Here is a 20,978-nt window from a genome sequence, read left to right on the forward strand (position 1 = left end):
GTCATGTTCAAGCCCTGCGTGATGATCCCCGTGTACGACCACGAACACGCCATCGGCGCCGTGGTCGACGCGGTGCTCGCTCACGACCTGCCATGCCTGTTGGTCGACGACGCCAGCTCGCCTTCGTGCGCGCGCGTGCTCGACCAGCTGGCGCAAGCGCATCCGGGCAAGGTCGCGCTGGTGCGCCACGCCGTCAACCAGGGCAAGGGCGGGGCGGTGCTAACGGGTTTCAGGAGCGCCGCGCAAGCCGGCTTTACGCACCTGCTGCAAGTGGACGCCGACGGCCAGCACGCTACGTCCGACATCCCGCGCTTCATCGCGCTGGCGCGCCTGCATCCGCGCGCCGTGATTGCCGGCTGCCCGGTGTACGACGAGTCGGTGCCGAAGCTGCGCCTGTACGCGCGCTACCTGACCCACGTCTGGATCTGGATTAACACGCTCTCGTTCGCGATCCGCGATTCGATGTGCGGCTTTCGCATTTACCCGGTGGCGCCGGTGCTCTCGCTCGACACGCGCTGTTCGCTCGGCAAGCGCATGAACTTCGACCCCGAAATCCTGGTGCGCCTGTTCTGGGACGGCGTGCAGGTGGTGAACCTGCCGACCCGGGTCACGTATCCGAGCGACGGCGTGTCGCACTTCCATGCCTTTCGCGACAACGTGCTCATTTCGCGCATGCATACGGTCCTGTTCTTCGGCATGCTGGTCCGCCTGCCCAAGCTGTTGGCCCGCAAATGGCGCAGCGCATGACGCGCCTGCACGCCAGCCACTGGGCGTCGATCTCGGAATCGAGCTTCGTGGGCGGCATGCGCCTGCTGTTCTGGGTGTGCCGCGTGTTCGGGCGCTGGCCGTTCCGCGTAGTGCTCTATCCGGTGCTGGCCTGGTATGTGCTCACCAAACCGGCCGCGCGCCGCGCATCGACGACCTACCTGGACCGCGTACGCGCCTTTGCCCCGGTTCCCAAAGGCTGGTACGGCGTGCTGCGCCACTTCGGCAGCTTCGCCGAAACCATTCTCGACAAGATGCTGCTGTGGGGCGGCCTGTTCGACACCGCCTCGGTCAGCCATATCGGCATGGCGCCCATGCGGCGCCTGCTCGATGAAGGGCGCGGCGCGGTGCTGGTCTGCTCGCACCTTGGCAACGCCGACTTGTGCCGCGTGCTGTCGAATGACGTGCCGGGCCTGAAACTAACGGTGCTGGTGCACACGCGCCACGCGCAGGCCTTCAACAACATGCTCGCTTCGCTCGACCCGCGCAGCCAGACCAACCTGCTGCAAGTGACCGAGATGAATCCGGCCACGGCAATGATGCTGTCGGAGCGGGTAGGGCGCGGCGAACTGGTCGTCATCGCCGGCGACCGCGTACCGGTCGCGCCCGACCCGCGCGTAGCAACGGTGCCGTTCCTGGGCTTTGACGCGGCCTTTCCGGTCGGCCCCTACGTGCTGGCCTCGGTCCTGCAATGCCCGCTCTACATGATGTTCTCGACCCGCATCAAGCGCGGCTACGAAGTCCACTTCGAACTGCTGCGCGAGTCGGTGCGCCTGCCGCGCAAGGGCCGCGACGAAGCCGTGTCGGCCATCGCCACCGATTACGCGGCGCGCCTGCAGCACCACTGCACCCGTTCCCCGCTCGAGTGGTTCAACTTTTACGATTTCTGGCACTTACCCCATCTGGACAAGCACGATGCACCCTGACCCGAGCACCACCCGCCGCGCCGTCACCTTCGACCGCGAGCGCCTCACCATCGAGGATATTGTCGATATTGCGCGCGGCACCGCCAGCGCGGAACTGTCGCTCGATCCGGTATTTCGCGCGGCGATCGCCCGCGGCGCCGATTTCCTCGACCGCCTGCTGCGCGAGGACGGCACCATCTACGGCGTGACCACCGGCTACGGCGACTCGTGCACGGTGGTCATCCCCCCCGAACTGGTAGCCGAACTGCCGCACCACCTGTATACCTATCACGGCTGCGGCCTGGGCGAGTACCTGACTCCTGCGCAAACGCGCGCGGTCATGGCCACGCGCCTGGCGTCGCTCTCGAAAGGCTTTTCGGGCGTGAGCGTCGAACTGCTGGAACAGATCGCGCGCCTCCTGGACGCGGGCCTGTTGCCGCTGATCCCGAGCGAAGGCTCGGTCGGCGCCAGCGGCGACCTGACCCCGCTGTCCTACCTGGCGGCGGTATTGTGCGGCGAGCGTGAAGTCTGGCGCGACGGCGTGCAGGTCCCGGCCGCGCAAGCCTTGCGGGAAGCCGGCATCACGCCGCTGCGCCTGCGCCCCAAGGAAGGGCTGGCGATCATGAACGGCACCGCCGTCATGACCGCGCTGGCCTGCCTGGCTTACGACCGCGCCGAATACCTGACCCGCATGTGCACGCGGATTACCGCCATGGCCTCGTTCGCACTCGACGGCAATGCGCACCACTTTGACGAAACCCTGTTCTCGGTCAAGCCGCACGCCGGCATGCAGGGCGTGGCCGCATGGCTGCGCGAAGACCTGCACGTGGGCCGGGCCGAACGCAATGGCAAGCGCCTGCAGGACCGCTACTCGATCCGCTGCGCGCCGCACGTCATCGGCGTGCTGGCCGACGCGCTGCCGTTCTTCCGCCAGTCGATCGAAAATGAACTCAATAGCGCCAACGACAATCCGATCATCGACGCCGAAGGCGAACGCGTACTGCACGGCGGCCATTTTTACGGCGGCCATATCGCCTTTGCCATGGACGGCATGAAAAATGCGGTCGCCAACCTGGCCGATCTGCTCGACCGCCAGATGGCATTGCTGGTCGACAGCCGCTACAACCACGGCCTGCCGGCCAACCTGTCCGGCGCCGAAGGTCCGCGCGCGGCCATCAACCACGGCCTGAAAGCCTTGCAGATCAGTTCTTCGGCATGGACCGCGGAAGCGCTCAAGCTGACCATGCCGGCCTCGGTGTTTTCGCGCTCGACCGAATGCCACAACCAGGACAAGGTCAGCATGGGCACCATCGCCGCGCGCGACTGCCTGCGCGTGCTCGACCTGACCGAGCAGGTGGTCGCCGCGCTCCTGATCACGGTGCGCCAGGGCGTGTGGCTGCGCCTGCGCGTCAATCCGGAGCATCCCGCGCCGGCCGCGCTGATGGACATGATGGAAAAAATCGGCGTGGACGTGGCGCCGGTGGTGGAAGACCGCCGCCTGGAGCCCGAGCTGCGCGTGCTCATTGCGCGCCTGCGCGAGCAAGCCTGGAGCCTGTATGCGTAGGGGCGCGCCGCCGAGCCGCTGGTTCGCCGAGACCGGGATGCAGGTCCAGTTCTTCGACCTGGACCCGATGCAGATCGTCTGGCACGGTAACTACGTCAAGTACCTCGAAGTGGCGCGCTGCGCGCTGCTCGACAAGATCGGCTACAACTACGAGCAGATGAAGGCGTCCGGCTTCGCCTGGCCGGTGATCGACATGAACCTGCGCTACATCGGGCCGGCCGTGTTCGGCCAGCGCCTGACCCTGCGCGCCGAAATCGTCGAATACGAAAACCGCCTCAAGATCGATTACCTGATCACCGACGCGGCCAGCGGCAAGCGCCTGAACCGCGCCAGCACCACCCAGGTGGCGGTCGATATCGCCAGCGGCGAGATGTGTTTCATGTCGCCGCCCGTGCTGTTTGAAAAACTAGGAGTCACACCCGCATGAAACGCCTGATCCTGGCATTCGCCATCGCCGCCTCCTGCGCAGCGGCCACCGCCGCCGCGCCGATCGCCAAAATTCAAGCGCTGCTGGCCAAGCCGAGCATGCTGTGCGGCCGCTTCGACCAGACCAAGCACCTGGCCGGCATGAAAAAGCCGCTCGCTTCGAACGGCCGCTTTTGCGTCGTCGCCGGCAAGGGCGTGCTGTGGCGCACCTTGAAGCCATTCCCGAACACCCTGCGCCTGACGCGCGACGAAATCGTCAGCTTCCAGGGCGAGCGCGTGGCGATGCGCCTCGAAGCGAAGCAGGAACCGACCGTACGCATGATTAACAGCGTGCTGTTCTCGCTGCTCTCGGGCGACCTGGGCCAGCTCGAGACCCTGTTCGAAGTCGATGGCAGCGTCGATGGCGGCGCCTGGCAAGTGGCGCTCAAGGCGCGCCAGCCGGCGCTGGCCAAGGCCATCGGCGCCATCTCGCTCGACGGCGGCGCCTACGTGAAAAATATCCAGATTGCGGAAGCATCGGGCGACAAAACCTTGATCGTTTTCTCCGAGATCAAAACAGGCGAGGGCGCAATCACGCTTGATGAGGCGGCGCTGCTGTGAACATGGAAGTAAAGCGGCACAAGTGGCTGGCCTGGATCTGGGCCGTGGTGGTGTGCGCCCTGCTGGGGCATAACGCCTACCTGTGGATGGTCCAGCGCATCGTGCCGGACACCGACATCCTGACCTTGCTGCCGGTGCAGGAGCGCGATCGGGTGCTGCAGGAGTCGTTCACCCACATGGTGGACGCGGCGCAGCAGCGCGTGATCGTGCTGGTCGGCGCCGCCGACTGGAACGACGCCAGGCGCGCCGCAGACGCCTACAACGCCGTATTGGCCAGCAAGCCCGGCGTGCTGGAAGCGGTCAAATTGTCCGACGAAACCCAGGGCGACTGGCTGGCGCCATTCCAGAAGCACAGCGTGGCTTTGCTGACGGCGCCGCAGGAAGCGCAGCTGCGCAACGAGAGCGCGCAATTCTGGACCGAGGCGGCGCTGGCAAAACTGTACACCGCCTTCTCAGGCCCGAAGCTGGGCGCCTTCCGCGACGATCCGTTCGGCCTGTTCACCGGCTGGGTCCAGGAACGCGCGCAAGAAACACCCGTGCGTCCGCGCGACGACAAGCTGTTCGTGGCCGACGCCGAACGTCAATACGTGCTCATGCCGCTGACCATGCGCGCGCCGGCATTTTCGATGACGGCCCAGCAAACCGTGGTGCCGCTGCTCGAACAGGCCAAGCAGGCCGCGCTCAAGGCCGCCCCGCAGGCGCGCGTGATCACGGCCGGCGTGGTGCTGCATGCCGCCGCCGCCAGCCACCAGGCCGAAGGCGAAATGTCGACCATCGGCGTCGGCTCGCTGGCCGGCATCGTGCTGCTGACGTGGTTCACCTTCCGCTCGCTGCGTCCGATCGCGCTGGTGCTGCTCTCGATCGGAATCGGTTTTCTCGGTTCGCTGTCGGTGTGCTGGCTGCTGTTCGGGCGCATCCACCTGCTCACGCTCGTTTTTGGGGCAAGCCTGATCGGCGTGGCCCAGGATTACGGCATCTACTACCTGTGCAACCGCATGAGCGCCGATCCGGACGAGAATTCGGTGCGCCTGCTCAAACGCCTGCTGCCGGGACTGTGCCTGACCTTGCTGGCGGCGGTGATCGGCTACACGGGCCTCGGTTTTACGCCGTTCCCCGGCCTGCGCCACATGGCCGTGTTTTCCGCCGTGGGGCTGGTGTTCGCCTGGCTGACGGTGACCTGCTGGTTCCCGCTGCTCGTTTCCGGCGGCACCCTGAAAACCGGCTCGCTGGCGCGCAGCTACGGCGCGGCGCTGGGCCGCTGGCCGCGCGCGCGCCTGGACGCGCCGACCTTCGCCATCGCAGCCGTGTTCGTGCTGCTGGCCGGTTTCGGCTGGTCGCGCCTGGGCGTCAATGACGATATCCGCTCGCTGCAAACGCCGCCCAAGCACCTGATCGACGACCAGATCAAACTGGGTAAATTGCTCGATGCGCCGACGCCGGTGCAGTATTTCCTGGTGCGCGGCGCCAGCGCCGAAATCGTGCTGCAGCGCGAAGAAGCACTCAAGCGCCGCCTCGATCCGCTGGTCGCGGCCAAGCGCATCGGCGGCTACCAGGCCATGTCGAACTGGGTGCCGTCGACCCGCACGCAGATCGAACGGCGCGCCCTGGTCGATGCCAAACTGCTCGCGCCCGGCGGCCCGCTCGACGCGCTGGCCAAGGCGATCGATGAAGACAGCGCCTGGGTCGCCGCCACGCGCGCGCACCTGATGGCGCCGCGTACACCGCTCACGCCCGAGGAATTCCTCAAGACGCCGCCGAGCGAGCCATGGCGCCATTTGTGGCTGGGCCAGATCGACGGCGTCCACGCCAGTATTGTCGCGCTGCGCGGCATGAGCATGGCCGCGCTGCCCGAACTGCGTAAGGCGGGCGAGGGCATGGAAGGCGTGCAGTGGGTCGACAAGGTCGCCGAGATTTCATCGGTGCTGGGCCGCTACCGGCAGTACATGGGCTGGGTCGTGCTGGCCGCCTACGCGGTGGTGCTGGTGCTGCTGTACCCGCGCTATCGCGGCAACGCCTGGCGCGTGGTGGCGCCGACCGCGCTGGCGACCATCGCCACCCTGGGCGTGCTTGGCCTGGCCGGCCAGTCGCTGCAACTGTTCCACGTGCTCGCGCTGATGCTGCTCTTGGGGGTGGGCGTCGATTACGGCATCTTCATGCAGGAGCACCCGGACCGGCGCGACAGCACGCCGTGGCTGGCGGTGGGCCTGTCGGCTGCCAATACGATTTTGTCTTTCGGCCTGCTTGGCCTGAGCCGCACCCCGGCGCTGCAAGCGTTCGGACTGACGATGTTGATCGGGACCGCGCTCGCGTGGCTGCTGGTCCCCTGTTTCACGAACACCGAGGACAAGAAACATGCGTAACTCCCGCCTTCTCGCGGCCCTGCTGGCCGCCACGCTGCTGGGCGCCTGTAGCACGCCGCCGGCGCCGGTCGCGCGCCTGGGCATCAAGCTGGCGCCGCAAGCGCTAGGGGCAAGCATTAGCGTGCAGCAGCACCTGAAGGTCGAGCGCAAGGGCCGCATCGACGAACTCGACGCCGCCGTCGAAGTCGATCCGCAGCAGGTGCAGATGGTCGGCCTGGCCTTCGGCCAGCGCGTCCTGAGCCTGAACTACGACGGCAAGGAACTGAACTCGTGGCGCCACATGATGCTGCCCAAGCAGGTGCGCGCCGACGACGTGCTGGAAGACATGCAGCTGACCCTGTGGCCGGCCGAGGCAATTGCGCGCAGCCTGCCGCAGGGCTGGTGCATCGAAGACGCCGGCCTCTCCCGCACCCTTTACCTCGATGGCGCGGTGGTGGCCACGATTACCTACACGCAGATGCCGCGCTGGAGCGGCACTGTGGTCCTCGACAACCTGCGTTACGATTACCGCCTGACCATCGAGTCGGCGCCTTAAGAATATGAAGCTCTTTCTGAACGAATGCGGGATCGTGTGCGCGCTGGGCGACTCGCATCAAGAGATCAAGCGCCGCCTGTACGCCGGCGAGAGCGGCATCGCCCCGACCGAGGCCTGGTCGCCGGGGCGCGAACTGCCGCTCGGGCGCGTGCTTGGCGCGCTGCCCGACGACGCCGCGCTCCCGCTCGGCCAGCGCAGCCGCAACAACCGGCTGGCGCTGGCCGCGCTGGCGCAAATCCGCCCCGCCGTCGATGCCGCCGTGGCGCGCTACGGCGCCAACCGGGTCGGCATCGTGATCGGCACCAGCACGTCCGGCATCGCCGAAACCGAAGCGGCGCTGCGGGCGCATTTTGCGGGCGCCGCGCTGCCGGCCGATTTTCATTATGCGCAGCAGGAGATGGGCTCCCCCGCATCCATGCTGGCGCACGAACTGGGCACCACCGGCCCGGCCTACGCCCATTCGAGCGCCTGCGCGTCCGGCGCCAAGGCCATGGCCAGCGCCGCGCGCCTGATCCGCATGGGCCTGTGCGACGCCGTCGTCACCGGCGGTGTCGACACCTTGTGCGGCTTTACGGTCGCCGGTTTTTCGGCGCTCGAATCGGTCAGCGCGGCGCGCTGCAACCCGCTGAGCGCGAACCGCGCCGGCATCAACATCGGCGAGGGCGCGGCCCTGTTCCTGATGACGCGCGAGCCGGCCGCGGTCGCCCTGTGCGGCTGGGGCGAAGCTTCCGACGGCCATCACATGTCCGCCCCCGATCCGGCCGGCAGCGGCGCACGCCTGGCGATTGCCGAAGCGCTCGGGCGGGCGGGCATCGACGCCGCGCAGATCGACTACATCAACCTGCACGGCACCGCCACCATCCAGAACGATGCGATGGAGTCGCGCGTGGTGCACGACCTGTTCGGGCCAGCGGTGCCGGTCAGTTCGACCAAGGGTTTTACCGGTCACGCGCTGGGCGCGGCGGCCGCGCTGGAAGCGGCGCTGATCTGGCTGGCCATGCAGATCGACAATCCGGAAGGTTTACTGCCGCCGCAGTTGTGGGACGGCGTGCCCGACCCGGCGCTGCCGGTCCTGAACGTGGCGGCGCCCGGCGCGCGCCTCGGTCGCCCGCTTAACTGGGCGCTGAGTAACTCGTTCGCCTTCGGCGGCTCGAACGCCACCTTGATCCTGGGACGGACCCAATGAACAGCGACAGCTTCCCCGACATCCGCGCGCTGGTCCCGCATGAAGGCGAGATGGTATTCCTCGACCGCGTGCTCACGGCCGGCACCAGCACCTTGTGCGCGGAAGTGACCATCGGCCAGCACAGCGTGTTTTTCGACGCGGAAGGAGTCGAGGGGGCGGGCGTCGGCTCGTGGGTCGGCATCGAATACATGGCGCAGGCCATCGCCGCCCACGCCGGCTTTCTGGCGCGCCTGCGCGGCGACGCGGTGCGCGTGGGCTTTTTGCTCGGCGCGCGTCGCTACCAGGCCAATGTGCCCCTGTTCACCCTGGGTAGCGTGCTGCATGTGCATGTCCAGCACGTGCTGCAGGGCGAGAACGGCCTGGGCGCGTTCGACTGCCGCATCGACGATGGCGCCAGCGCGGCCAACCTGGCCAACGCCACCATCACGGTCTTCCAGCCCGATAATGTTAACGAATTTTTGCAGCGGAGTTTTTAATGAGTAGCCAGAGCGGTAGCCACAGCAGTATCAACGAGACAGTATTGGTGACGGGTTCGTCGCGCGGCATCGGCAAGGCCATCGCGCTGCGCCTGGCGCGCGACGGCTACGATATCGTCGTTCATTGCCGCAGCCAGCGCGCCGAGGCCGACGCGGTCGCGCGCGAGATCGAAGCGATGGGGCGCCACGCGCGCGTGCTGCAGTTCGATATCGGCGAGCGCGATGCGGCCGCTGCCGCGCTGCTGGCCGACATCGAACAGCATGGCTGCTACTACGGCGTGGTGTGCAACGCAGGCGTGGCGCGCGACAATGCCTTCCCGGCCATGAGCGGCGAGGATTGGGATATCGTCTTGAAGACCAATCTCGATGGCTTCTACAACGTGCTCAATCCCCTGGTCATGCCGATGGTCCAGCGCCGCAAACCCGGCCGCATCGTCACCATGGCGTCGGTGTCGGGCCTGGCTGGCAATCGCGGGCAGGTCAATTACAGCGCCGCCAAGGCCGGCATCATCGGCGCCACCAAGGCGCTGGCGATCGAACTGGCCAAGCGCGCGATCACCGTCAACTGCGTGGCGCCCGGCCTGATCGAGACCGACATGATCAGCGACGTGCCGCTGGAAGAAGCGCTCAAGATGATTCCCGCCAAACGGGTCGGCAAACCCGAGGAAGTGGCGGCGGCGGTCAGTTTCCTGGTCGGGGCCGACGCGTCCTACATCACGCGCCAGGTTATCTCGGTCAACGGAGGCATGGTATGACGCGCCGCGTCGTCGTCACCGGCATGGCCGGCATCAGCCCCCTGGGCAACGACTGGGCCGCGATTCGCACGCGCCTGGGCGAATACCGCAACGCCATCGTGCCAATGGCTGATTGGGCCGACTACGAAGGCCTGAACACCAAGCTGGGGGCGGCGGCCGCCCCGTTCGAACTGGGCGAGCGCTTTCACCGCAAAGCCATCCGCAGCATGGGACGGGTGGCGCTGATGGCCACGCGCGCCAGCGAAATGGCGCTCGAACACGCCGGCCTGCTCGAGCATCCATTGCTTAAAAGCGGTCGCATGGGCGTGTCCTTCGGTTCGTCCGCCGGCACCCCGAGCGCGATCGGCGACTTTGGCCGCATGATGGAAGAGCGCAGCACGCGCGGCATCAACGCCACCACCTACATCAAGATGATGGCGCATACGGCGCCGGTGAACATCGGCGTGTTTTTCGGTTTGACCGGGCGCGTGATCACCACCTCGTCGGCCTGCACCTCGGGCAGCCAGGGCATCGGCTACGCGTATGAAGCGATCCGCAACGGCCAGCAAACGGCCATGGTCGCCGGCGGCGCGGAGGAGTTGTGCGCCACCGAAGCGGCGGTGTTCGACACCCTGTTCGCCACCAGCACGCGCAACGATACGCCGGGCAGCACCCCGCGTCCGTTCGACGGCGCGCGTGACGGTTTGGTGATCGGGGAGGGCGCCGGTTGCCTGATCCTGGAAGAGATGGAGCATGCGCTCGCGCGCGGCGCCACCATCCACGCGGAGCTGGTCGGCTTCGGCACCAACAGCGACGGCTGCCACGTTACCCAGCCGAATGCGGCGACGATGAAGATTGCGATGGAGCTGGCCTTGGCCGATGCCGGCCTGGCGCCTGGCGCGATCGGCTACATCAACGCGCACGGCACCGCCACCGAGCAGGGCGACATCGCCGAATCGCACGCCACGAACGCCATGTTCGGCGCGGGTGTGCCGATCAGTTCACTGAAAAGCTACATGGGCCACACCTTGGGCGCCTGCGGCGCGCTGGAAGCGTGGATCAGCATCGAGATGATGCGCGAGGGCTGGTTTGCGCCGACCATCAACCTGGAGCAGGTGGACCCGCGCTGCGCGCCGCTCGACTACATCCACGGCGAGGGTCGGCGCATCGACACCGACTACATCATGACCAACAATTTTGCCTTCGGCGGCATTAACACCTCGCTCATTTTCAAGAAGTACGGCTAACGAGGCAAGACTGCGCGGCCGGGAACGCCGGCCGCGCGATCGGGCAGTTGATCATTACTGACCGGCCTTGCCCGGGAACAGCTGCTCGGCCATCCCCTCGATCTTGGTGTCGCCATTGGCCATCTGCGACAGCAAACTCGCATCACGGTCCACCTTGTACGTGGCCCGGCCGACCTGCTTGCCATCTTTATAGATGATCGTATCGCTCAACTCCAGATGGAAGGAGCCGCGGTTGACCCAGCTGCGATCATAGAGCGCGGTCACCGGGCAGGCCTGCGGGGAACTGCCGGCCGCCAGCAGCTTGACCTCATCCCCCTTGCTGACTAGCAAAGCACCGTGCCGGGGTTTACGAGCCGGCAGTGCTCGGGAACAGCTGGTCGACCAGCTCGGTGATCTTCTTTTCCGCACCGATGAACTTGCCCATATTGCCGCCGCCGCGCGTGGCGTCGTAGGTGGCTTTGCCGGAAGGCTTGCCGTTCTTGTAGACGACGATGTCGGCATACGACATGTACATCGCCAAGTCCCAGCGCCAGCTCGCCGTGTAGGTCGAGGTGACCGGGCACGCGATCAGCGAGGCGTCGCTGTCGAGGCGCCTGACCTCGTAACCCTTGTTGCTCAGCGCGCGCTCGAAGGCGTCGAGGAAGGTCGCACGCACGTTGCCGTTCTGGACGATGCACACGGTTTTGCTGTCGAGCCGCTCGACAGGCTTGACGGTTTGATGGATCGCACAGCCGCTCAAGGCGAACAGGGCAAGGGAAACGCTGGCCAGTCTGGAGAACATATAGTTTCTTAATGGAAATTATGGGGACTGAACTATACCATTGCGTTTCCCCGTAAACATATCTTTTTCAGTGATTGCTGAGTTCGCTAAGGGGCAGTACGCAGCCTCTTAAAAAGCAACGCTTATGTGCGAATAGTTCGACATGGATCAATACGGGGATAGAATCGACAGTTGTCCACCGGAAACTTGAGAGGTCTCCATGTCCTGGTTCTACAATCTGAAGATTGCCCGCAAGCTGATGCTGGTGTTTGCGCTGGTCGTCGCGATGGCCTGTTTCCTGGGCGTGTTTTCGATCAGCCAGCTGGTCAAGGTGCGCGACGCCTCCAACGATATCGCCAGCAACTGGCTGCCCTCGGTACGCTACCTGGGGCAGGTGCAGGCCTCGCTGTCGCGCTACCGCATCTCGGAAGCGACCCATGTGCTGCTGCTTGAGGAAACCGACATGCTGGCCACCGACAAGTCGATGGCCACGCGCCTGGAGACCCTGCGCAAACAGCAGGCGTCGTACGCCGCGCTGGTGACCGAAGCGGAGGAAACGCGGCTCTACAAGGAACTGAAGGTGGTGCTCGACAACTACCTGGCCGAGAGCAAGAAAGTGACGGACTTGTCGCACGCCGGCAAGAAGGATGAAGCGCGCGCGGCCTTCCGTGGCCCGTCGAACAAGGTATTTCGCCAGATTAACGAAGCGCTCGACGCCATCATCAAGACCAATGACAGCGGCAGCGCGGCGTCGGCGGCGTTTGCCATGCAGACCTACGAGATGGCGCGCAAGCTGATCATCGGCAGCCTGGTGGCGCTGGCGGCGGTGGGCCTGCTGCTGGCCGTGGGCCTGGCGCGCATCGTGGCCGGCCCCCTGCAGGAGGCGGTGGCGATCGCCGGACGGGTGGCCGGCGGCGACCTGACCGGGGTGATCGTCGCCTCCAGCACCGACGAAACCGGGCAGCTGATGACTTCCCTGCGCAGCATGAACGACAGCCTGCTGGGCGTGGTCCAGCAAGTGCGCAGCGGCACCGATACGATCGCGCTGGCCTCGGCGGAAATTGCCAGCGGCAACCTGGACCTGTCGAGCCGCACCGAGGAACAGGCCAGCTCGCTCGAAGAAACCGCTTCCGCCATGGAGGAGCTCACTTCCACCGTGCGCCAGAATGCCGACAATGCGCGCCAGGCCAACCAGCTGGCCATGACCGCCTCGACCATCGCCAGCGACGGCGGCGCCGTGGTGAGCGAAGTGATCAGCACCATGGAATCGATCAGCGCTTCCTCGCGCAAGATCGTCGACATCATCAGCGTGATCGACGGCATCGCCTTCCAGACCAATATCCTGGCGCTCAACGCCGCCGTCGAAGCGGCGCGCGCCGGCGAGCAGGGCAGGGGTTTCGCTGTGGTCGCCTCCGAAGTGCGCAACCTGGCCCAGCGTAGCGCGGCGGCCGCCAAGGAAATCAAGCAATTGATCGACAATTCCGTGTTCCAGGTCGACGCCGGCACCGCGCTGGTGCAGCGCGCCGGCAGCACCATGACCGAGGTGGTGGTCAGCGTGCGCCGCGTGAGCGACGTGGTGGCCGAAATCTCGGCCGCCAGCCACGAGCAGAGCACCGGCATCGATGAAGTCAACAAGGCCATCGTGCAGATGGATGAAGTGACCCAGCAGAACGCCGCGCTGGTCGAACAGGCGGCCGCCGCGGCGAACGCCTTGCAGGAACAGGCTGACAAGCTGGCGCGCGTGGTCAGCGTGTTCCGGCTCGACAGCGCCGGCGCGCCTGCGCCGGCGTTGCGGCCGGCGGCCGCGCGCACCCGTCATTAAGGGCCGCAAGGCCCCGTACACTTTACCGGAGAGACCAATGAAAAGTAGCTCGTTCGCAGTTGCCGTCCTCGCCCTCGGCGCCAGCGCCGCGGCCCATGCCCAGTCCAGCGTGCAAGTCTACGGACTGCTCGATGCGGGCGTCGATTATGCGTCCGATGCGCTCGCCGGCGGCAAGTCGGCCACCCGGGTCAGTTCGGGCGGCATGAATACCTCGCGCTGGGGCTTGCGCGGCAGCGAGGACATCGGCGCCGGCCTGAAAGCGGTGTGGAATCTCGAAGGCGGCGTGCTGATGGATACCGGCGGCATGGACGGCGCCTTGTTCCGGCGCCAGGCCTGTGTGGGCCTGGACGGCAAGTTCGGCCGGGTGCTGCTGGGGCGCTCGTTTACCAGCGTGTACGACACCGTCATCCAGTTCGATCCGATGGGCTTTGCTCCCTTCTATTCCTGGGCCACCAGCGGGCCGGCCACCGGGCCGTCCAAGTACGGCATGACGACCGGCTTCGATAATATGGTCAAGTATTCAGGCGCGACCGGCGCCTTCAAGTATGGCGCGACCTATGGTTTCGGCGAGCAGAGCAGCGGCGCGCGCGACAGCGCCAAGATCGCCGCTGCCGTGAGCTACAGCGCCGGCGGCCTCGGCTTGATGGGCACTTGGGAGCGGGTCAACGGCAACACGCTGGCGGCCAGCGGCCGGCGCGACGAGGCCACCGTCATCCATGCCGGCGCGACCTATGAAACCGGTTCGTTCAAAATGTACCTGGTCGCGCGCGATTACCAGGCCGAGTCGGGCAACCGCACGCTGCGCGATGTGGAAGGCAAGACTGTGTGGGCCGGCGTCGCCTGGAAAGGCTTGCAGAACACCACCATCACCGGCGCGGTCTACAAAATCGATGTGAGCAACGTGGCCGCCGGCGCCGATGCCGACCCGACCTTATATGTGGCGCGCTACCGTTACGCGCTCTCGAAACGCACCGATGTGTACGTGGCGGCGGCGTATGCCAAGGCCAAGAACGCGCGCCTGACAGGTCTGTCGCGTGATGATGCCGGTTTTGCCGACACCCAGCGTGGCGTCATCACCGGCGTGCAGCACCGTTTCTGAGAGACTCAATTGCAAGCAATGAAAAGGCGGACGAACGACGACACCCTCGAACTGGCCCAGCGCTACTTTCGCGAGAACGTGCAAGCGCACCTCACCGCGGAAGAGATCGACGAGTTCGCGCAATATGGTGCTGTCGGTTGCGGTTCGCCCTTCGACTTCTGGGAGGCGGTGGTGGGCAGGCCAGTCACGGCGCGCGAGTTCACCCAATACAAGGTGTTCAAGCCGTCCGATACCTGTCCGTACGTCGAACGGATCTACGCATGGCTTCTGGTGAGCCGCTACTGGGATGAGCAGCCTTGCTACGCTCTATGGAAACCGGTCCTCGAACCGTACACGGGACCGTGGTTTCCTGAGCGGGGACGGCGCAAGCTTCCGGTGTGCCCGCAGGTCCATCTACCAGTCTCCCGGTGTCAGGTCTGACAAACGGACACGGGCTCTACGCATTCCCGGTGTCTTCCCGGTGTCAGGTCTGACAAACGGACACGGGCTCTGCCGCAGTACAGCCGAGCTCGTGTCCGAATGTCAGACCTGACACCGGGGGGAGGCAAACGGGCACCGGTTCTGCCGCAATACCGCCGAGCTCGTGTCCGAATGTCAGACCTGACACCGGGGGGAGCGACACCGGGGGAGCGCGGGGATGCGTACTTACCAGAGCAGCGGCCGCCCGAAACTGGCCCAGAACAGCCAGCGTTGCAGTTCGCGGTGTCCGCCGGTGCCGATCTGCCATGGCGCGGCCTTGCCGGCGTCGAGGCGGATGGTGGAGATAAATCCGGCGCAGGTCGACACCACCAGGGTGTTGCCGTCGCGTGAAATATCCATCGCCATGACGGTCGAACCGACGAAGTGGTGCCAGTGCTTCCTGCCGGTCGGGCCGAATGCGCGCAGGTAGCCTTGCGCGTCGCCGACGATGAACTCGCCCTGGCGGTGCACCGCCGCGTACACGCGCGCGCCTTCCTGCACGGTCGGGGTGCGCGGGTCGTCGTCGTAGAAATCGGTGTCCAGGCCGGGGAAATCCTTCACGTCCACGGCCAGGGTGGCGCCCTCGTAAAAGTGGCAGGCGTTGAAGATCGCCATCTGGCTGTCGCCGCTGAAAGCAGCATAGTGCGGATATTCGCCCACCGGGCCGATGCTCGAGACCATGTTCAACTGCGCGTCGAACACCTGGTGCGCGCCATCCTGTCCGCCCACCGCGATCCACTTGCCATCCGGTGAAATGGCGCCGTGCTCCATGTCGAGCCGCACCGGCAAGCCATCTTCTTCCAGCGACTCGGCGGTCGGCCACAGGCGCCGCGCGCCCCCGGCCGCCAGCACGTAAATGCCGCTTGAACTGACCAGCAGCACACGCTGGCCGTCGGGAAAGGGGATCAGCCGGGTCGGGCGCGGGCGGTCTTCCAGGTCTTCGCCTTCCATTCCTTCGGGCAGGTCTTCATGCCCGGTCGGCCAGGCCAGCTCGGCCACCTTGGGGCCGAGCCAGCCATCGGTGACGGTCACGCCTTCGTCATTGCAGGTGGCAAAATAGCGGCGCTGCGGGCAGCGCCCGATAAAGTCGATGCCCTCGATATCGGTGCAGGTGGCGCCCTGCAGATGCAGCACCGGCCCATCCTGGTACGGGGCGCCGGCGCGCAGCAGCATGCTGCCATCGTCGAGCAAGAGCAGTTCCGAACTCTTGATGCCTTGCGAATCGAGCAGGTCGGCCAGCGGCGCGTGCGCCGGCGGCCAGGCCTTGCGGAACGCGTCATGCGCGGCCTCGTCCTTGCCGGGCTGGTTGACCTCCCGCAGCGCTTCGAGCCAGTGCGGCAACAGGTGCTGCATCGGTGGCATGGACGGCTCTTCGCCGGCCTTGTCCCAGCCGTCGGCCAGGCCGGTGCGCACATAATCGTTGATGGCGTCGGCATAGCCGAGCACGTGTTTTTGCCATTCTGCCTGGGGAGAAGTCATGCGCTTATTCCTGATCGTGAGCGGAGTAGATAAGTGGTAATTATTGGCAAGAAAATATTGCCGGAAATATATTACCAGAAATCGAATGGCAACAGAATGTCAGCGGCTCACGCCCACCAGTTTATGCACCAGTTCGGACGAAGTGGATGCGGAGAATTTGCGCATCAGCTTGGCGCGATGCATTTCCACGGTGCGGGGACTGAGGTCGGTTTCGCGCGCGATCACCTTGCTGGTCTTGCCCTCGACCAGCAAGGCGGCGATTTCGCGCTCGCGCGGGGTCAGTTCGGCCGTGACCGGGCGCTTTTCGCTGACATCCTCGAACGTCCACACGCCGGCGCCGAGCGGCTCGCGCGCGTCCAGGGCGCGCCCGCTCACGTGGCACCAGAACAGTTCGCCGGCGGCGCGGCGCATGATGCGCTCGTCCGAATACACGCCGCGCGCGTTCATCACCGGAATGATGCGGTCGCCCGTGCGCAGGAATTCATCCATGGTCGGGTACAGTACCCGGAACGATTGCCCATCAAGTTCGCCGTGGACGTAGCCGAACATCGAGGTCAAGGCATCGTTGCTGGACTGGATGACGCGGTCGACCGAAATGCACATGCCGACCGGCGCGTGGCGGAAAATGGTTTCGTAATCGATGGCGTATGATGCGGTCATTGGATGGTGATCAGTGATTCGGCAAGCCGGTAGTTCTACGGTATTGTGCTTTCGGCCCGCGTATTTTATGCTGAGAATCCACTATGCAGTGCAGTAGGAACGAATTTAGCTTAACTATAAAAAGGGACAGGGAATGAACAAAGTTTATCCTGACGCGGCATCGGCGTTGGCCGGCATCGTGAGCGATGGCCAGACCATCGCAGTCGGCGGCTTCGGCCTGTGCGGCATACCGGAAGCGCTGATCCTGGCCTTGCGCAACAGCGCCGTCAAGCAGCTCACCGTGATTTCCAACAATGCCGGCGTGGACGACTTCGGCCTCGGCCAGTTGCTCACCACGCGCCAGATCAAGAAAATGATTTCGTCCTACGTGGGCGAGAACAAGGAATTCGCGCGCCAGTACCTGGCCGGCGAACTCGAACTCGAATTCACCCCGCAAGGCACCCTGGCCGAGAAGCTGCGCGCCGGCGGCTCGGGCATTCCCGCGTTTTTCACCAAGACCGGCGTCGGCACCATCGTCGCTGAGGGAAAAGAAGTGCGCGAGTTTGACGGAGAACAATACGTGATGGAGCGCAGCCTGGTAGCCGATGTGTCGCTGGTCAAGGCCTACATGGCCGACCGCGCCGGCAACCTGGTGTACCGCAAGACGGCGCGCAACTTCAACCCGAACGTGGCGCAAGCCGGCAAGATCACCATCGTCGAAGTCGAAAAGCTGGTCGAAGTGGGCGAGATCGATCCCGACCAGGTGCATACGCCAAGCATTTTCGTGCACCGCATCGTCGTCAACGCCACGCCGGAAAAGCGCATCGAACAGCGCACCGTGCGTACCAACTAAGAGTACAGGAGAAGAAGATGGCATGGACTCGTGATGAAATGGCCGCGCGCGCGGCAAAAGAATTGCAGGATGGATTTTATGTGAACCTGGGCATCGGTTTGCCGACCCTGGTGGCGAACTACGTGCCGGCCGACATCGAAGTCTTCCTGCAGTCCGAAAACGGCTTGCTCGGCATCGGCCCGTTTCCGCTTGACGCCGCCGTCGACGCCGACCTGATCAACGCCGGCAAGCAGACCGTGACGGCCTTGCCCGGCGCGGCCTACTTCAGCTCGGCCGATTCCTTCGGCATGATCCGCGGCGGCAAGATCAACCTGGCGATCCTGGGCGCGATGCAGGTGTCGGCCCAGGGCGACCTGGCCAACTGGATGATTCCTGGCAAAATGGTCAAGGGAATGGGCGGTGCGATGGACCTGGTGGCCGGCGTCAAGCGTGTGGTGGTGGTGATGGAACACGTCGCCACGGCCAAGGATGGCTCGACCTCGCATAAAATCCTGCCGAAGTGCGACCTGCCGCTGACCGGCGTGGGCGTGGTCGACCTGATCATCACCGACCTGGGCGTGATCGAAGTGACCCCGGCCGGCCTGAAACTGGTGGAACTGGCTCCCGGTGTGAGCAAGGAACAGGTACTGGCCGCCACCGGCGCCGAACTCGACGCCAGCGCGCTGTAAGCGCGCTATCACCGCGCTGTAACATATGGCGCCCGCGCGGCGCACATGCGGTTCAATCAAAACAGCACCGGCCTGAACACCGGTGCTTTTTTTCGTCTGTATGGATGATCGATAAAGAAATGTAAGTCGTGGTTCGTCGAGCGCGGCGCGCGATCACGGCGGTTTAGTCGGTCAGGCTCCAGACATACTGCATTTCCATCCAGGCCGCGGCGGGCTTGCCCTTGTGCGTGCCGGGCTTGAACTGGCATCGCATGATGCCGGCGCGCGCCGCTTCATCGAGCGGCACGTGCCCGCTCGATGCCTTCACGCGCGAGCCGGTGACGCGCCCGCTCTCGCTGACCTTGAAGCCCAGCGTGACGGTGCCGGTATGCCCGGCCTTGAGCGACGACGCTGGCCAGACCGGCTTGGGGCAGCTGGAAAAGTCGACCACGGGCCTGGTCGTCGCCAGCGTCGGGGTGGCGCCCGCGCGCTCGTCGGCGGCATGGGCATACAGGCTGAAACAGGCGGCGGCCAGGCCGAGTGCGGGCAGGGCGGCCTTCCAGTCGAGCGCCTGGCGGCCAGGCTTGACCAGGCGCCGCACGCGCTCCACCAGGTCGCCGCCATTGGCCGCCACGGCCAGGTGGTGCGCGGAAAACTGCAGGCGTTCGAGTTCCGACAGGGCGCGCGCCAGCCGGCGCGGCTCGCCCAGGTGGCGCGCCGCCAGGTCGTCGGCGATCTGCTCGCGTTCGATGCGGATGCGGCCCGAAATCCACCACACCGCCGGGTGATAGAACAGCACGATCTCGGCCACGTTCTGGCCCAGGTTGACCAGGTAGTCGAAGCGCCGCACGTGCGCCATTTCGTGCGCCAGCAGCGCTTCGAGCAGGTCGGCCGGCATGCCGCTCATGAGCGAAGCCGGCACCAGCACCACGGGGCGCAGCCAGCCGATGGTCAGCGGGCTGTCCAGGTTTCCGACCACGCGCAGGCGCACCGTGCGCGTCACGCCGAAGGCGGCGGCCATGCGCGCGGTGCGCGCCTGCCATTCGGCGCCGGCCGGTGGCGCGCTGCCGGTCCGGCCGATCCACGCCAGCCCGGCCGCCATGCGCAGCGCCAGAAGCGCGGCGCACACCGACCAGAAGCCGACGATCCACAGTAGTTGATCCTGCAGCCAGGCCGCGAGGCCGGCGTCGCCGCCGCGCGCGGCGCCGATCACCTGATCGCTCAAACGCATGGCCGTCGCGCCGGCGCCGCCATCGTGCAGGCGCATCGTCAGTTCGGCGGCGGGCCACAGCACGCAGGCCAGCAGCGCCGCGCAAGCGAGGTTGTAGCGGTATTCGGGCCGGGTGTTGCGCATCAGGTCCAGCAGGACCGCGCAGGTGCAGCCGATCAGCAAGCCTTGCCAGGTGAAGTGGAGCAGGGTCCAGCCGATGCTGTCGATGAGGGACGCCGTCATTGGTCTTCTTCCTTGAGCATGTTTTCGATCTCCTCGCGCTCTTTTTTGCTGATGCCGCTGCGCAGGGCGGCCATCACCAGCGCCTTGGCCGAGCCGGAAAAGGCTTTCTGGATCAGGTCCTTGAGCAAATTGGTCTGCAGCGAATCCTGCGCCTGGGCCGGCGCGTACACGTGCGAGCGTTCGCGCTCGTCGCGGATCAGCAAGCCCTTGGTGTGCATGATCTGCATCAGGCGCAGCACCGTCGCGTAGGTCGCCTCCGGCCGCTCCTTGAGGATGGCCTGGTGGACCTGCTTGGCGGTGGCCGCGCCGAGTGGCCACAGGGTTTGCAGAAGATCGAGTTCGGCCGCTGTCGGCTTGGGCGGGGCGGGAAGCGTTGGCATGATGCTTTTTTCCTTGAATGACAACTGTCAGCTTAGCCCATCTAGACTTTCGTGTCTAACAAAAATCCCGGCACGCCTGAGAATAGCGCTCGTCTATGGCGCTGCCTCGCCTTAACATAGACAACATGGTCTATGGCGGACGCGGCATGGCATATCCGGACGGGCGGCGGCCGGCGTTGCGCGGGTAAAGTTTGCTTTGCCAGCGACAGGCATGGCAAGTACCATGCCTGTGCCGCCATGGCAAACGACACAAGGAAATCCATTGAAGACCGCGCAACTTGCACTGGCGAGCATCGGCGTCGCCGTACTGACCTGCGCGCTGGCGATTCTTGTCACGCGCGGTACGTTGTCGGGATGGACCGGCGGCTGCGGCGACTTCGGCATGCGCTGCGTGGGGCAGGGCGTCATCGTGCTCGGGGTGGGATGCCTGGCCGGCGTGGTGCTGGCCGTGGCCGCGCTGGGGCATGCCGAGGCGCGCACCTGGCTTGGCTGGGCGGCGCTGCTGATGAACGGCTTGCCGCTGGCCGCGATCGGCCTCATGGCGCTGCTGATCGCGCTGCGTTAAGCGGCGCCGCCCGGCAGGTTTTTC

The 20,978-nt window shown here is 65.7% G+C and carries 23 protein-coding genes; 17 read left to right on the top strand and 6 right to left on the bottom strand.

Translation table 11 applies throughout. From position 1 onward, the window contains the following. Positions 1-3: 3 nt before the first annotated feature. The 11 genes from F2P46_RS14830 to F2P46_RS14880 are packed head-to-tail and all read left to right on the top strand — an operon-like array spanning position 4 to position 10,798. Positions 4-747, top strand: coding sequence for a glycosyltransferase family 2 protein (locus F2P46_RS14830; RefSeq protein ID WP_166890871.1), 744 nt, complete (start codon positions 4-6; stop codon positions 745-747). After that, positions 744-1,691 (top strand): acyltransferase, encoded by a 948-nt coding sequence (locus tag F2P46_RS14835; protein ID WP_166890874.1) that lies wholly within the window; start codon positions 744-746, stop codon positions 1,689-1,691. The genes F2P46_RS14830 and F2P46_RS14835 overlap by 4 nt, the downstream gene beginning before the upstream one ends. Continuing rightward, a complete protein-coding gene (gene hutH, locus F2P46_RS14840) occupies positions 1,681-3,234 on the top strand; it encodes an aromatic amino acid ammonia-lyase (RefSeq protein ID WP_166890876.1) in 1,554 nt (517 codons plus the stop codon). The genes F2P46_RS14835 and hutH overlap by 11 nt, the downstream gene beginning before the upstream one ends. Continuing rightward, positions 3,227-3,661: a thioesterase family protein gene (locus tag F2P46_RS14845; RefSeq protein WP_166890879.1), complete on the top strand. Its 435-nt coding sequence runs from the start codon at positions 3,227-3,229 to the stop codon at positions 3,659-3,661. Before hutH ends, F2P46_RS14845 begins: the two co-directional genes overlap by 8 nt. Further along, complete coding sequence (locus tag F2P46_RS14850; protein WP_166890882.1) at positions 3,658-4,260, top strand: outer membrane lipoprotein carrier protein LolA; 603 nt, start codon at positions 3,658-3,660, stop codon at positions 4,258-4,260. The genes F2P46_RS14845 and F2P46_RS14850 overlap by 4 nt, the downstream gene beginning before the upstream one ends. 2 nt (positions 4,261-4,262) lie before the next feature. After that, positions 4,263-6,620 (top strand): MMPL family transporter, encoded by a 2,358-nt coding sequence (locus F2P46_RS14855; protein WP_166891205.1) that lies wholly within the window; start codon positions 4,263-4,265, stop codon positions 6,618-6,620. After that, complete coding sequence (locus F2P46_RS14860; protein ID WP_166890886.1) at positions 6,613-7,155, top strand: DUF3261 domain-containing protein; 543 nt, start codon at positions 6,613-6,615, stop codon at positions 7,153-7,155. Before F2P46_RS14855 ends, F2P46_RS14860 begins: the two co-directional genes overlap by 8 nt. Before the next feature lie 4 nt (positions 7,156-7,159). Next, entirely contained in the window at positions 7,160-8,341 is a 1,182-nt protein-coding gene (locus F2P46_RS14865; RefSeq protein ID WP_166890889.1) for a beta-ketoacyl-ACP synthase, read from the top strand. Beyond that, positions 8,338-8,817, top strand: coding sequence for a hotdog family protein (locus F2P46_RS14870; RefSeq protein ID WP_166890892.1), 480 nt, complete (start codon positions 8,338-8,340; stop codon positions 8,815-8,817). The genes F2P46_RS14865 and F2P46_RS14870 overlap by 4 nt, the downstream gene beginning before the upstream one ends. Beyond that, on the top strand, positions 8,817-9,572 hold the full coding sequence (locus tag F2P46_RS14875; RefSeq protein ID WP_166890895.1) for a 3-ketoacyl-ACP reductase FabG2: 756 nt from the start codon (positions 8,817-8,819) through the stop codon (positions 9,570-9,572). Before F2P46_RS14870 ends, F2P46_RS14875 begins: the two co-directional genes overlap by 1 nt. Continuing rightward, on the top strand, positions 9,569-10,798 hold the full coding sequence (locus F2P46_RS14880) for a beta-ketoacyl-ACP synthase (RefSeq protein WP_166890898.1): 1,230 nt from the start codon (positions 9,569-9,571) through the stop codon (positions 10,796-10,798). Before F2P46_RS14875 ends, F2P46_RS14880 begins: the two co-directional genes overlap by 4 nt. A gap of 54 nt (positions 10,799-10,852) precedes the next feature. On the opposite strand, the gene F2P46_RS14885 is transcribed toward F2P46_RS14880, so the two are convergent. Together F2P46_RS14885 and F2P46_RS14890 are read right to left on the bottom strand one after the other, a co-directional pair. Further along, the gene (locus tag F2P46_RS14885; RefSeq protein WP_166890900.1) at positions 10,853-11,128 is read right to left on the bottom strand and encodes a hypothetical protein; all 276 of its coding nucleotides are present in this window, start codon (positions 11,126-11,128) and stop codon (positions 10,853-10,855) included. Between the two features lie 16 nt (positions 11,129-11,144). Then, positions 11,145-11,579 (bottom strand): Sbal_3080 family lipoprotein, encoded by a 435-nt coding sequence (locus F2P46_RS14890; protein ID WP_166890903.1) that lies wholly within the window; start codon positions 11,577-11,579, stop codon positions 11,145-11,147. 199 nt (positions 11,580-11,778) lie between these two features. Between F2P46_RS14890 and F2P46_RS14895 the strand changes: the two genes are divergently transcribed. The 3 genes from F2P46_RS14895 to F2P46_RS14905 are packed head-to-tail and all read left to right on the top strand — an operon-like array spanning position 11,779 to position 14,899. Then, positions 11,779-13,380 carry a methyl-accepting chemotaxis protein gene (locus F2P46_RS14895; protein WP_166890906.1) on the top strand — a complete coding sequence of 534 codons (1,602 nt, stop codon included), beginning with the start codon at positions 11,779-11,781 and terminating at the stop codon, positions 13,378-13,380. 37 nt (positions 13,381-13,417) lie between these two features. Beyond that, entirely contained in the window at positions 13,418-14,479 is a 1,062-nt protein-coding gene (locus F2P46_RS14900) for a porin (protein WP_166890909.1), read from the top strand. A gap of 18 nt (positions 14,480-14,497) precedes the next feature. Beyond that, entirely contained in the window at positions 14,498-14,899 is a 402-nt protein-coding gene (locus F2P46_RS14905; protein ID WP_229509301.1) for a DUF440 family protein, read from the top strand. Positions 14,900-15,124: 225 nt separating this feature from the next. On the opposite strand, the gene F2P46_RS14910 is transcribed toward F2P46_RS14905, so the two are convergent. Both F2P46_RS14910 and F2P46_RS14915 read right to left on the bottom strand, forming a co-directional pair. Beyond that, complete coding sequence (locus tag F2P46_RS14910; protein WP_166890915.1) at positions 15,125-16,417, bottom strand: hypothetical protein; 1,293 nt, start codon at positions 16,415-16,417, stop codon at positions 15,125-15,127. A 99-nt stretch (positions 16,418-16,516) separates the two neighbouring features. After that, a complete protein-coding gene (locus F2P46_RS14915) occupies positions 16,517-17,077 on the bottom strand; it encodes a PAS and helix-turn-helix domain-containing protein (RefSeq protein ID WP_166890918.1) in 561 nt (186 codons plus the stop codon). 133 nt (positions 17,078-17,210) lie between these two features. Between F2P46_RS14915 and F2P46_RS14920 the strand changes: the two genes are divergently transcribed. Both F2P46_RS14920 and F2P46_RS14925 read left to right on the top strand, forming a co-directional pair. Further along, the gene (locus tag F2P46_RS14920; protein ID WP_166890922.1) at positions 17,211-17,909 is read left to right on the top strand and encodes a CoA transferase subunit A; all 699 of its coding nucleotides are present in this window, start codon (positions 17,211-17,213) and stop codon (positions 17,907-17,909) included. Between the two features lie 17 nt (positions 17,910-17,926). Then, positions 17,927-18,577: a 3-oxoacid CoA-transferase subunit B gene (locus F2P46_RS14925; RefSeq protein WP_166890925.1), complete on the top strand. Its 651-nt coding sequence runs from the start codon at positions 17,927-17,929 to the stop codon at positions 18,575-18,577. 163 nt (positions 18,578-18,740) lie between these two features. On the opposite strand, the gene F2P46_RS14930 is transcribed toward F2P46_RS14925, so the two are convergent. Both F2P46_RS14930 and F2P46_RS14935 read right to left on the bottom strand, forming a co-directional pair. Then, positions 18,741-20,009, bottom strand: coding sequence for a M56 family metallopeptidase (locus F2P46_RS14930; RefSeq protein WP_166890928.1), 1,269 nt, complete (start codon positions 20,007-20,009; stop codon positions 18,741-18,743). After that, entirely contained in the window at positions 20,006-20,389 is a 384-nt protein-coding gene (locus F2P46_RS14935) for a BlaI/MecI/CopY family transcriptional regulator (RefSeq protein WP_166890931.1), read from the bottom strand. Before F2P46_RS14935 ends, F2P46_RS14930 begins: the two co-directional genes overlap by 4 nt. A gap of 262 nt (positions 20,390-20,651) precedes the next feature. Between F2P46_RS14935 and F2P46_RS14940 the strand changes: the two genes are divergently transcribed. After that, positions 20,652-20,954, top strand: coding sequence for a hypothetical protein (locus F2P46_RS14940; protein ID WP_166890934.1), 303 nt, complete (start codon positions 20,652-20,654; stop codon positions 20,952-20,954). The last annotated feature ends 24 nt before the right edge of the window (positions 20,955-20,978 follow it).

The sequence above is a fragment of the Massilia sp. CCM 8734 genome (assembly GCF_011682155.1).
Taxonomy (GTDB): domain Bacteria; phylum Pseudomonadota; class Gammaproteobacteria; order Burkholderiales; family Burkholderiaceae_D; genus Telluria_A; species Telluria_A rubra.